This is a genomic window from Lysobacter arseniciresistens ZS79 (genome assembly GCF_000768335.1).
Taxonomy (GTDB): Bacteria; Pseudomonadota; Gammaproteobacteria; order Xanthomonadales; family Xanthomonadaceae; genus Novilysobacter; species Novilysobacter arseniciresistens.
The window spans coordinates 173,604-184,160 of sequence record NZ_AVPT01000004.1; the positions used below are offsets into that span (position 1 = coordinate 173,604).

At 70.0% G+C, this 10,557-nt stretch carries 14 protein-coding genes; 10 read left to right on the plus strand and 4 right to left on the minus strand.

The features are described from left to right. The first annotated feature begins 34 nt into the window (after nucleotides 1-34). From N799_RS03975 to N799_RS03990, 3 genes are read left to right on the plus strand one after another with little or no spacing between them, the layout of a single operon-like run. Nucleotides 35-637, plus strand: a complete 603-nt coding sequence (locus N799_RS03975; protein ID WP_052101189.1) for an RNA polymerase sigma factor — start codon at nucleotides 35-37, stop codon at nucleotides 635-637. Further along, nucleotides 634-1,155, plus strand: a complete 522-nt coding sequence (locus N799_RS14285) for a hypothetical protein (protein WP_052101190.1) — start codon at nucleotides 634-636, stop codon at nucleotides 1,153-1,155. Before N799_RS03975 ends, N799_RS14285 begins: the two co-directional genes overlap by 4 nt. Nucleotides 1,156-1,167: 12 nt before the next feature. Beyond that, the gene (locus N799_RS03990; protein ID WP_081974679.1) at nucleotides 1,168-2,088 is read left to right on the plus strand and encodes a DUF4097 family beta strand repeat-containing protein; all 921 of its coding nucleotides are present in this window, start codon (nucleotides 1,168-1,170) and stop codon (nucleotides 2,086-2,088) included. Nucleotides 2,089-2,109: 21 nt separating this feature from the next. Here N799_RS03990 and N799_RS03995 read toward each other — a convergent pair whose 3' ends face one another. The 4 genes from N799_RS03995 to asnS are packed head-to-tail and all read right to left on the minus strand — an operon-like array spanning nucleotide 2,110 to nucleotide 4,995. Next, nucleotides 2,110-2,895 carry an SDR family oxidoreductase gene (locus N799_RS03995; RefSeq protein WP_036208191.1) on the minus strand — a complete coding sequence of 262 codons (786 nt, stop codon included), beginning with the start codon at nucleotides 2,893-2,895 and terminating at the stop codon, nucleotides 2,110-2,112. Nucleotides 2,896-2,929: 34 nt separating this feature from the next. After that, complete coding sequence (locus N799_RS04000; RefSeq protein ID WP_036208194.1) at nucleotides 2,930-3,256, minus strand: hypothetical protein; 327 nt, start codon at nucleotides 3,254-3,256, stop codon at nucleotides 2,930-2,932. 11 nt (nucleotides 3,257-3,267) lie between these two features. Continuing rightward, nucleotides 3,268-3,573, minus strand: a complete 306-nt coding sequence (locus N799_RS04005; RefSeq protein WP_036208197.1) for a hypothetical protein — start codon at nucleotides 3,571-3,573, stop codon at nucleotides 3,268-3,270. Between the two features lie 21 nt (nucleotides 3,574-3,594). Further along, nucleotides 3,595-4,995 (minus strand): asparagine--tRNA ligase, encoded by a 1,401-nt coding sequence (gene asnS / locus N799_RS04010; protein ID WP_036208199.1) that lies wholly within the window; start codon nucleotides 4,993-4,995, stop codon nucleotides 3,595-3,597. Nucleotides 4,996-5,154: 159 nt separating this feature from the next. Here asnS and N799_RS04015 point away from each other — a divergent pair, with 159 nt between their 5' ends. The 7 genes from N799_RS04015 to N799_RS04045 all read left to right on the plus strand — a co-directional run bounded on the left by N799_RS04015 (nucleotide 5,155) and on the right by N799_RS04045 (nucleotide 10,473). After that, complete coding sequence (locus N799_RS04015; RefSeq protein ID WP_036208202.1) at nucleotides 5,155-5,493, plus strand: HesB/IscA family protein; 339 nt, start codon at nucleotides 5,155-5,157, stop codon at nucleotides 5,491-5,493. Nucleotides 5,494-5,673: 180 nt separating this feature from the next. After that, a complete protein-coding gene (gene rpsF, locus N799_RS04020) occupies nucleotides 5,674-6,120 on the plus strand; it encodes a 30S ribosomal protein S6 (protein ID WP_036208205.1) in 447 nt (148 codons plus the stop codon). An 11-nt stretch (nucleotides 6,121-6,131) separates the two neighbouring features. Next, on the plus strand, nucleotides 6,132-6,362 hold the full coding sequence (gene rpsR, locus N799_RS04025; protein WP_031372470.1) for a 30S ribosomal protein S18: 231 nt from the start codon (nucleotides 6,132-6,134) through the stop codon (nucleotides 6,360-6,362). A 71-nt stretch (nucleotides 6,363-6,433) separates the two neighbouring features. Then, nucleotides 6,434-6,886, plus strand: a complete 453-nt coding sequence (rplI, locus tag N799_RS04030; RefSeq protein WP_036208208.1) for a 50S ribosomal protein L9 — start codon at nucleotides 6,434-6,436, stop codon at nucleotides 6,884-6,886. 244 nt (nucleotides 6,887-7,130) lie between these two features. Beyond that, a complete protein-coding gene (locus tag N799_RS04035) occupies nucleotides 7,131-8,552 on the plus strand; it encodes a replicative DNA helicase (RefSeq protein ID WP_036208211.1) in 1,422 nt (473 codons plus the stop codon). Nucleotides 8,553-8,570: 18 nt separating this feature from the next. Continuing rightward, nucleotides 8,571-9,662, plus strand: a complete 1,092-nt coding sequence (gene alr / locus N799_RS04040; protein ID WP_036208214.1) for an alanine racemase — start codon at nucleotides 8,571-8,573, stop codon at nucleotides 9,660-9,662. 109 nt (nucleotides 9,663-9,771) lie between these two features. Next, nucleotides 9,772-10,473, plus strand: a complete 702-nt coding sequence (locus tag N799_RS04045; protein WP_036208216.1) for a YiaD family glycine zipper/OmpA-like lipoprotein — start codon at nucleotides 9,772-9,774, stop codon at nucleotides 10,471-10,473. Nucleotides 10,474-10,557: the final 84 nt, after the last annotated feature.

Below are 10,557 nucleotides of genomic sequence, written 5' to 3' on the forward strand. Positions count from 1 at the left end.
AAACCATCCGTGCCGCCGGTTCATCCGAGTGACTATGCTGACCGCCGTGATCGACCTGCCGACCGAAGCCGAACCCGCGCGCGCCGCCGATGCTCCGGTGGCCGACGATGAGCGCGAGCTGGTCGCGGCGGCGGCGAAGGGCGGGGTGGCGGCGTTCGAGCAGCTGTACCGGCGGCACGTCGGCCGCGTCCACGGCGTGATCGGGCGGCTGGTCGGCACCCGCGGCGCGCGCGCCGACGACCTCACGCAGGAGGCCTTCGTGCGTGCGTGGCAGGCGCTGCCGGCGTTCCGCTTCGAGGCCGCGTTTTCGACCTGGCTGCACCGGCTGGCGGTCAACACCGCGCTGATGGAGTTGCGCCGGCGACGCACCCGCCCGCAGGACGACGGCGAGGATGACGCCTTCGACGTGCTCGGCACCGTCGACTCGGCCGGGCAGACCACCGCGCTGTCGATGGACCTGGAGCGCGCCGTCGCCAGCCTGCCGCCGCGCGCCCGCGCCGTGCTGGTGCTGTACGACGTGGAAGGCTGGAAGCACGAGGAGATCGCCACCGAGCTGGGCATGGCGGTGGGCAGTTCCAAGGCGCAATTGCACCGAGCGCGCGGCCTGTTGCGCGAGCGGTTGGGAGCACACGCATGACCGGTGACAACCACAACGACATCGACGGCGCCCTGCGCTGGCGGTTGCGCGCCATGCGCCAGGACGGCGCACCCGGGCGCGACCTCTGGCCGGGCATCGAGGCCGCGCTGGTCCGCCCGCCGGCCGCCCGCCCGCGGCGGCGCCTGCTGGTGCCGGTCGCGCTGGCCGCGAGCCTGCTGGCGGTGATCGGCTTTGCCGGCTGGTGGATGCCGGGCAGTCCCGGCACGACGGACGCTGTGCGGATGGCCGACACCGCAGCCGCGCCGCCCACCCTGGTCCAGCGCGAGGTCGCCGGCATGACTAGGCAGTACGATGCCGCGCTGGTCGAACTCGACGCCTCTGGCGCTGCCCCCGTGGGCGATGCGGCCTACCGGACCGCCCTCGACGAACTCGACCGCAGCGCCGGGATCATCCTCGACGCGCTCGCCCACGACCCCGACTCGCGCCTGCTGCTGCAGCAGCTGCGCCGCACCTATGCCCGGCGGCTCGCCCTGTCCCAGCGCGCCGCCCTCAGTTGATCCGGAGCCACCATGAACCTTCGCCGCGCCATGCCCATCCCCGCCGTCGCCTGCGCCCTGCTGTTGGCCGCCAGCAGCGCCTGGGCCGACACCCCGATCGACGAGACCCGCGCCCTCGACCCCGACGGCCGCGTCGAGATCGACAACCTCAAGGGCCGGATCGATGTCGAGGCCTGGGACCGGCCCGAGGTGAAGATCACCGGCTCGCTCGGCGAGGGCGTCGAGAAGCTGGAGATCGACGGCAACGGGCGCAGCCTCAGCGTGCGGGTCAAGTACCCCAGCCGCGGCGGCTTCGGCCTGCTGTCGTCCGACAACACCGGCCCGACCCGGCTGCACCTGATGGTGCCGATCCGCGCCGACCTGGAGATCGACTCGGTCGCGGCCGATGTCGACGTGATGGGCGTGGCGCTGTCGGAGGTGTCGATCGACAGCGTCAGCGGCAACGTCACCGTGGTCGGCGCGCCGCGTGAACTGTCGATCGAGAGCGTCAGCGGCGACCTGCGCGTGACCAGCAACAGCCGCGAGGTCGACCTCGCCACCGTCAGCGGCGACATCCGTCTGGGCGGGCGGCTGGACGGCGAGGTCAACGTGGGCACCGTGTCCGGCGACGCCGATATCGCGGTGCACGAGTCGAGCGTGCGCTCGGTGTCGGTGGCCACGGTGTCGGGCGACATCGCGCTTCGCACCGCGCTGGCGCCGGGCGGCGAGATCGCGATGGAGTCGGTCAGCGGCGACATCGACCTGCGGTTGCCGGCCGGCCTGTCGGCGCAGGTGCGCGGCGAGAGCTTCAGTGGCGACCTGGACGCGCCGGACGCGCGGATCGAGCGGCCGCGGCACGGTCCGGGGGCAAGCTTCGAGCACCGCTACGGCAGCGGCGACGGCGAGATCTCGGTCGAGACGTTCTCCGGCGACGCCCGCCTGCGCCTGGACTGACCGTCGCCCCGGCCGGCGCGTTCAGAGCGAGCGCGTGCGGCCGCCGTCGACCGGCAGGTTGACGCCGGTGATGTAGGCGGCCGCCGGCGAGCACAGGAAGGCGATCGCGCTGGCGGTTTCCTCCGGCCGGGCGAAGCGGCCCAGCGGGATCTCGGCGACCATCGCGGCGAACACCTCCTCCTGGCTGCGGCCGCCACGTTCGGCATTGGTCGCGATGATCTGTTCGATGCGCGGGGTCTCGGTGGAGCCCGGCAGCACGTTGTTGACGGTGATTCCGCGCGGCGCCAGTTCGGTCGCCAGCGTCTTGGCCCAGCTGGCCACCGCCCAGCGCGTGGTGTTGGACACGCCGAGGCCGCGGATCGGTTCCTTCACCGAGGTCGATATGACGTTGACAATGCGGCCGCAGCCGTCGCGCTCCATGCCCGGCACCACCGCCTCCGCCAGCACGTGGTTGGCGAGCAGGTGCTGGCGGTACGCGGCCTCGAACGCCGCCGGGTCGGTGCCGCGGATCGTGCCCGGCGCCGGGCCGCCGCTGTTGTTGACGAGGATGTGGACCGGCTTGCCGGCGACCAGCGCCTCTACCTTCGCCCGAAGGCGGTCGATGTCCGTGGCGTCGGCGGCGAGCCAACCGTGCGCCTGCGCGCCCGTGCGCGGCAGTTGGCCGGCGATGTCGCGCAACACGTCCTCGCGGCGCGCCAGCACGGTGACGTCGGCGCCGAGGCCGGCGAGTTCCTGCGCGGTGGCAAGGCCGATGCCCTGGCTGGCACCGCAGACCAGCGCATGCCGGCCGTGGAGGTTCAGGTCCATCGTCAGTCTCCCGGGGAGGCCCTGTCGGGCGTGGTCAATGGCGCGACGGCAGCTTCAGCACCATGCGGCCCGCCAGTTCGTCATCGCTGCCGGTGGGTGGATCGAGCTCGGCAAGGGTGAAGCCGCGTGCAGCGGCGTCGTCCTCGTCCATCCCGTCGACCGCGCTGAACTCGGCGTCCATCAGCGCGGCGCGGGCGCTGTCCTCGCTGTCGTAGGCGAGCGTGTTGCCGTCGCTGTCGAACACCTCCGCGGTGCCGGCCTCGCGCACCCGCAGCCGTGCCCAGACCACGGTGCGGCCGATGGTGGCGAGCCACCACTGGTCGCGGGCGGTTGCGGTGGGCGCGGTGGTTTCGTCGTTCATGCGGATATCGCTCATGCAAGCGCCAGGGACAGCAGGTACAGGACGCCGGCGCCGACCAGCCCGGCGATGATGGTGCACAGCGCGACCCGTGCCGGGGTGGCGAGGCCGTCGAGGTTGCGGTCACCCTCGCTGCGGTAGCCGCCGCGCAGCAGCCAGGCCCAGGCCGACGGCCGGGCGAACGCGTTGCTGCCGAGGTTCGCCTCCAGCTGCGGATAGCGGTCGCGCACGTGCACCAGCATCAGCGGCCAGAAGATCACGAACGCGGTCGCACCGGCGATGGCCAGCGCGAGAAAGAGCAGGGCGAAGAACAGGATCACGTCGGCAACCTCGTCGGCCGGTCAGAACTCGGCCGTGCCCGGCGCGCGCGGGTAGGGAATCGCGTCGCGGATGTTGGACAGGCCGCACACGTAGACCACCAGCCGTTCGAAGCCCAGCCCGAAGCCCGAATGCGGCACCGAGCCGTAGCGGCGGAAATCGCGATACCACTGGTAGTGCTCCGGGTCGAGCCCGAACTGCGCCATGCGCGCGTCGAGCACGTCCAGCCGCTCCTCGCGCTGCGAGCCGCCGATGATCTCGCCGATGCCCGGCGCCAGCACGTCCATTGCCGCGACGGTCCTGCCGTCGTCGTTGAGGCGCATGTAGAACGCCTTGATGTGCTCGGGGTAGTTGCTGACCACCACCGGGCGGCCGACGTGCTGCTCGGTCAGCCAGCGCTCGTGCTCGGTCTGCAGGTCCAGGCCCCACTCGACCGGGAAGTCGAACTTCTGCTTCGAGTCCTGCAGCAGCCTGATCGCGTCGGTGTAGTCGATCTGCTCGAACGGCGCGTTGATGAACGCCTCCAGCCGGGTCACCGCGTCCTTCTGCACGCGCTCGGCGATGAACGCCATGTCGTCGCCACGCTCGTCCAGCACCGCGCGGAACAGGTACTTGAGGAAGTCTTCGGCGACACGGGCGTTCTCGGCCAGGTCGGCGAAGGCGATTTCCGGCTCGACCATCCAGAACTCGGCGAGGTGGCGGGTGGTGTTGGAGTTCTCCGCGCGGAAGGTCGGGCCGAAGGTGTAGACCTTGCTCAGCGCCAGGCAGTAGGCCTCGACGTTGAGCTGGCCGGACACGGTGAGGAAGGTCTCCTTGCCGAAGAAGTCGCGGCTGAAATCGACCTCGCCCTTCGCGTTGCGCGGCAGGTTGGCCATGTCCAGCGTGGAGACCCGGAACATCTGCCCGGCGCCCTCCGCGTCGGACGTGGTCACGATCGGCGTGCTGATCCAGAAGTAGCCGTTCTCGTGGAAGAACCGGTGCACCGCCTTGGACAGGCAGTCGCGGATGCGGGTGACCGCGCCGAACAGGTTGGTCCGCGGGCGCAGGTGGGCGACCTCGCGCAGGAACTCCAGCGAGTGCGCCTTGGGCTGGATCGGGTAGGTCTCCGGGTCGTCGACCCAGCCGACCACCTCGACCCTGCTGGCCTGGATCTCGAAGCCCTGGCCCTGGCCCTGCGACTCGACCAGCTCGCCGGTGGCGATCACCGAGCAGCCGGCGGTGAGGTGCTTCACCTCGGATTCGTAGTTGGACAGGGTGGCCGGCGCGACGACCTGGATCGGGGCGAAGCACGAGCCGTCGCTGACGTTGACGAAGCTCAGCCCCGCCTTGGAGTCGCGCCGGGTGCGGACCCAGCCGCGGACGGTGACTTCGCCGCCGACCGGCAGCCGGCCTGCGAGTGCGTGTTGCACGCTTGTCGTGGTCATGGAGTGGTTCTCGTGGGGGCTCGGTCCAGCGGCACCGGCAGGCTTGAATCCCCGCCTGCCCGGGCCGATATCAAGGGGCGCAGTCTACCGGAGCGGTTCACCCCGCGCCGCTATAATCGAGCGTGGCCACACGCTGTCGCAGCCACCACCGGAGCCCCCATGCCCGTCAACCTGACCCCCGACGCGCTCGCCCGCGTCCAGCGTTACCTCGTCGAGACCCCCGATGCGATCGGCCTGCGCTTCGGCGTGACCCGCACCGGCTGTTCGGGCTGGCAGTACACCGCCGACCTGGCCAGGGACGAACGCGCCGGCGACACCGTGTTCGAGCAGGACGGCGTGCGGATCTACGTCGACGCGGTGAGCCTGCCGCAGGTGGAGGGCACCACCATCGACCTGGTGAAGCAGCGGCTGGGCGAGCAGTTCCTGTTCCGCAACCCCAACGCCAGCGCCGAGTGCGGCTGCGGCGAGAGCTTCACCACCGACGCCGATGTCGCCTGAACGCGCCTCGGGGGCGGTTCGGCCCGATCTCCGCGTGACTGGCCGCCGGGCTCCGGAACTGCCATAATGCGCGGCTTCCTCCGGCCTGGCCGGGGGAACCTTGCCCCACCTGCACGTCGCGGATCCCGCCCGGCAGGGGGGCTGTCCGGCCGCAAGGCCGATATCCACAGGGAAAACACCATGCGTCATTACGAAGTCGTGTTCCTGGTCCACCCGGACCAGAGCGAGCAGGTGCCGGCCATGATCGAGCGCTACAAGGCGCTGATCGAGGGCGGCGAGGGCAAGATCCACCGTCTCGAGGACTGGGGCCGCCGCCAGCTGGCGTACCCGATCGAGAACCTGGTCAAGGCCCACTACGTGCTGTTCAACATCGAGTGCAGCCAGGACGTGCTGAACGAGCTGGTCGACGGTTTCCGCTTCAACGACGCGGTGCTGCGCCACCTGGTCATGAAGCGCGACGCGGCCGACACCGAGCAGTCGCTGATCATGAAGTTCAAGGACGAGAAGGGCGACAAGCCCGAGCGTGGCGAGCGCCGCCGCCGTGACGACGACAGCAGTGACGGCGAGGGCGGCAAGTCCGACGCCGGTTCGGACGAGAAGTCCGACGACACCAACGAAGCCGCCTGAGGAGCACGCACATGTCCAAGTTCTTCCGCCGCCGCAAGTTCTGCAAGTTCACCGCCGAGGGCGTCAAGGAGATCGACTACAAGGATCTCAACACCCTGCGCCAGTACCTGACCGAGACCGGCAAGATCGTCCCGTCGCGCGTCACCGGCACCAAGTCGAAGTACCAGCGCCAGCTGGCCACGGCCGTCAAGCGCGCGCGTTTCCTCGCGCTGATCCCGTACACCGACAACCACAACGCCTGATCGGCCTCCCGGTCATTCGGACAGCCAGTGTTGCGGGGCCTGGGCCCCGCTAACGAATACGGAGCAACACCATGCAACTGATCCTCCTGCAGAACGTGCAGAACCTCGGCAAGCTCGGCGACAAGGTCGACGTCAAGCCGGGCTACGGCCGCAACTTCCTGGTCCCGCAGGGCAAGGCCGTGCCGGCCACCGCCGCCAACCTGGAAGAGTTCGAGGCGCGCCGCGCCGAGTACGAAGCCAAGGCCAAGGCCATGCACGACGAGGCCGAGGCCCGCCAGGCCAAGCTCGCCGACGTGTCGGTCACCATCCGCGCCAACGCCGCGACCGAAGGCAAGCTGTACGGTTCGATCACGAACCGCGACATCGCCGAGGCGCTGACCAAGGCCGGCTACCCGGTCGAGAAGTCCGAGGTGATCATGGGCGAGGGCGCCATCCGCCGCACCGGCGAGTACGAGGTCGTCGTCCACCTGCACGCCGACATCGAGTCCACCGTCAAGGTGGTCGTCGAGGGCGAAGTGGTCTGAGTCCAACCGGCCGCTGATGCACGCGAGGGGCGCCGAAAGGCGCCCTTCGTATTTGCGGCCGCCGGTTCCGTTCCCGTCGCAGCGGCTGCGACGGTGCCGTGCGACAACCCGGATGGCCTCCGGTGGCACGCTATCCACCCGATATCCACAGACTTATCTGCAACGCCCCGGCGCGTCCGGCCCTACGATGGACCGTCGGCCCGCGTGCGCGTCGCAGCGATGGCCCCAGCCAGGACACTATCCAATGAGCGCACGCCCCGGCTTCCGCGGTGAGTTCCGCGACTCCCGCTTCGAGACCCGCGCCGAGCAGCGCATCGACCAGCTGCGCGTGCCGCCGCAGTCGGTCGAGGCCGAGCAGGCCGTCCTCGGCGGGTTGATGCTCGCGCCGGAGGCCTACGACACCGTCGCCGACAGCCTGGCCGAGCGCGACTTCTACCGCCGCGACCACCAGCTGATCTTCCGCGCCATCCGCGAACTGGCCGAGAAGAACAAGCCCTTCGACGCGGTCACCCTGGGCGAATGGTTCGAGTCGATCGGCGAGGCCGAGCAGGTCGCCGGCGGCGCCTACCTGATCGAGCTGGCCAGCACCACGCCGTCGGCTGCCAACATCAAGGCCTACGCCGAGATCGTCCGCGACAAGGCGATCCTGCGGCAGCTGATCGAGGTCGGCACCAGCATCGTCAACGACGGCTTCCAGCCCGACGGCCGCGAGAGCAGCGAGATCCTGTCGTCGGCCGAGCAGCAGGTGTTCGCGATCGCCGAGGCCGGCGCCAAGGGCCGCAGCGACTTCACCGCGATCAATACCGCGCTGTCGGAAGCCTTCGACGTGCTGCAGACGCGCTACGCCAGCGGCGGCAGCGTCACCGGCCTGCCGACCGGCTACACCGAGTTCGACGAGATGACCGCCGGCCTGCAGCCGACCGACCTGCTGATCCTCGCCGCGCGCCCGGCGATGGGCAAGACCACGCTCGCGCTCAACATCGCCGAGTACGCGGCGATCAAGAGCAAGAAGGCGGTCGCGGTGTTCTCGATGGAAATGTCGGCCAGCCAGCTCGCGCTGCGCCTGATCTCCTCCAACGGCCGGGTCAACGCCCAGCGCCTGCGCAGCGGCCAGCTGGAGGACGAGGACTGGAGCCGGGTGACCAGCGCGATCCGGATGCTCAAGGAAGCCAAGATCTTCATCGACGACACCCCGGGCCTGTCCCCGGACGCGTTGCGGGCCAAGGCGCGCCGGCTCAAGCGCGAGCACGATCTCGGGCTGGTGGTGATCGACTACCTGCAGCTGATGGCGGTGCCCGGCAACAGCGAGAACCGCGCGACCGAGATCTCCGAGATCTCGCGTTCGCTCAAGCACCTGGCCAAGGAACTCAACGTGCCGGTGATCGCGCTGTCGCAGCTCAACCGCTCGCTGGAGCAGCGTGCCGACAAGCGCCCGGTGATGGCCGACCTGCGCGAGTCCGGCGCCATCGAGCAGGACGCCGACGTGATCGTCTTCATCTATCGCGACGACTACTACAACAAGGAGAATTCGCCCGACAAGGGCCTGGCCGAGGTCATCATCGGCAAGCAGCGTAACGGCCCGACCGGGTCGATAAAGCTGAAGTTCTTCGGCGAATACACCCGTTTCGACAACCTCGCGCACGATTCGATCGGCAGCTTCGAGTAACCCCACAGGCAAGCGCGCATGGCACGACCCACCACCGCGGTCATCGACACCGGCGCGCTGCGCCACAACCTCGGGCAGGTGCGTGCCCGCGCGCCCGGCAGCCGTGTGATGGCGGTGGTCAAGGCCGACGGCTACGGCCACGGCCTGGAGCGGGTCGCGCGTGCGCTGTCGGGCGCCGACGCGTTCGGCGTCGCCGCGCTGTCGGACGCCGAACGCCTGCGCGCAGCCGGCATCTCGCAGCCGATCCTGCTGCTGTCGGGCTTCGACGAGCCGTCCGACATCGGTCGCCTGCGTGCGCTGCACGTCGACTCCGCGATCCACCACGTCAGCCAGCTGGAGATGCTGGAGCAGGCCGACCCCGGCGAGTCGATCGGTTGCTGGTTGAAGATCGACACCGGCATGCACCGCCTCGGCTTCGCGCCGGAGGACGCGCGCAATGCGCATGCGCGGCTGGCGGCGCTCGGCGGCGTGGTGGGCGACATCCGGCTGCTGAACCATTTCGCCAGTTCCGACGAGTTCGAGGACGCGCCGTCGCACGGCCGCCAGACGCGCGACCAGATCCGCGTGTTCAACGAGGCGGTGGCCGGGCTGCCGGGCGAGCGCTCGCTGTCCAACTCGGCCGCGGTGCTCGGCTGGCCCGAGGCGCATGCCGACTGGGTCCGCGCCGGGGGCGCGCTGTACGGTATCTCGGTGGTGGAGGGCCGCACCGGTGCCGATTTCGGCCTGCAGCCGGCGATGACCTTCGGCACCCGGCTGATCGCGATCAACCGGATCCGCAAGGGCGAGCGCGTGGGCTACGCGGCCACCTGGGAGTGCCCCGAGGACATGCCGGTCGGCGTCGCCGCGATCGGTTACGGCGATGGTTACCCGCGCGCCGCGCCGTCGGGCACGCCGGTGCTGGTCAACGATCGCCGCGCGCCGCTGGTGGGCCGGGTCTCGATGGACCTGGTGACGATCGACCTGCGCGACGTGCCGGACGCTCGCGTCGGTGACCCGGTAACGTTGTGGGGGCCGGCACTGCCGGTGGAGACGGTGGCCCACGCTGCCGGAACGATCGGCTACGAGTTGACCTGCTCGATCACCCGCCGCGTGCGTTTCGTCGAGCGTTGACGGCGCAATCCCGCTGCAACCTGAACAGGCGGGCCGGCCCGTCACCCGCCTCATACGCGGGCGTGTTTAGCTTTGTGCCGGTTCAAGGCCACAGCCAGAAGGGACACACATGAAACCTCAGATGCGATACACCCTCGCCGCCGCAGTGATGACCGCCATGCTCGCTGGCTGCGCGACCTCCGGCGGCGGCTATTACGGGCAGCAGGATCCGTACGGACAGGGCCCGGACCCGAGCAACGACCGCACCAAGCGCGGCGCCATCATCGGCGCGGCGGTGGGCGCCGTGGCCGGCCTGCTCAGCGGTGACGACGCGACCGAGCGCCGCCAGCGCGCGCTGGTCGGTGCCGGCGTCGGCGGCCTCGCCGGCGGCGCCATTGGCAACTACCAGGACCGCCAGGAGCGGGCATTGCGCGAGCGCATGGCCGGCACCGGCGTCGACGTGGTCCGCCAGGGCGACAACATCACCCTGAACATGCCCGACAACATCACCTTCGGTTTCGACAGCTCCGCCCTGCAGCCGCAGTTCTATCCGGTGCTGGATGACGTTGCCGCGACGCTGCGCGAGTACAACCAGACCATCGTCGAGGTGGCCGGCCATACCGACAGCAAGGGCACCGACGCCTACAACCAGGAGTTGTCGGTCCGCCGCGCCGACTCGGTGGGCGACTACCTCATGTCGAAGGGCCTGATGCGCGATCGCTTCATCATCACCGGCGCCGGCGAGAGCCGCCCGATCGCCAGCAACGACACCGATGCCGGCCGGGCGAAGAACCGCCGCGTCGAGATCACCCTGGTGCCGATCCGCTCCTGATCCACGCGGTAGCGACGCAACAGGACGGGCTCCCACGGGGGCCCGTCTTTTTTGGGTATCCGGATTTTAGTGTGGGAAGACCGC

Coding starts and splice junctions, on each gene's coding strand:
- N799_RS03995 (WP_036208191.1), bottom strand. CDS start 2,895: ATGGACCTGAACCTCCACGGCCGGCATGCGCTGGTCTGCGGTGCCAGC.
- asnS (WP_036208199.1), bottom strand. CDS start 4,995: ATGACCACGACAAGCGTGCAACACGCACTCGCAGGCCGGCTGCCGGTC.
- N799_RS03975 (WP_052101189.1), top strand. CDS start 35: ATGCTGACCGCCGTGATCGACCTGCCGACCGAAGCCGAACCCGCGCGC.
- N799_RS03990 (WP_081974679.1), top strand. CDS start 1,168: ATGAACCTTCGCCGCGCCATGCCCATCCCCGCCGTCGCCTGCGCCCTG.
- rpsR (WP_031372470.1), top strand. CDS start 6,132: ATGTCCAAGTTCTTCCGCCGCCGCAAGTTCTGCAAGTTCACCGCCGAG.
- N799_RS04035 (WP_036208211.1), top strand. CDS start 7,131: ATGAGCGCACGCCCCGGCTTCCGCGGTGAGTTCCGCGACTCCCGCTTC.
- rpsF (WP_036208205.1), top strand. CDS start 5,674: ATGCGTCATTACGAAGTCGTGTTCCTGGTCCACCCGGACCAGAGCGAG.
- N799_RS04000 (WP_036208194.1), bottom strand. CDS start 3,256: ATGAACGACGAAACCACCGCGCCCACCGCAACCGCCCGCGACCAGTGG.
- rplI (WP_036208208.1), top strand. CDS start 6,434: ATGCAACTGATCCTCCTGCAGAACGTGCAGAACCTCGGCAAGCTCGGC.
- N799_RS04045 (WP_036208216.1), top strand. CDS start 9,772: ATGAAACCTCAGATGCGATACACCCTCGCCGCCGCAGTGATGACCGCC.
- N799_RS14285 (WP_052101190.1), top strand. CDS start 634: ATGACCGGTGACAACCACAACGACATCGACGGCGCCCTGCGCTGGCGG.
- N799_RS04015 (WP_036208202.1), top strand. CDS start 5,155: ATGCCCGTCAACCTGACCCCCGACGCGCTCGCCCGCGTCCAGCGTTAC.
- alr (WP_036208214.1), top strand. CDS start 8,571: ATGGCACGACCCACCACCGCGGTCATCGACACCGGCGCGCTGCGCCAC.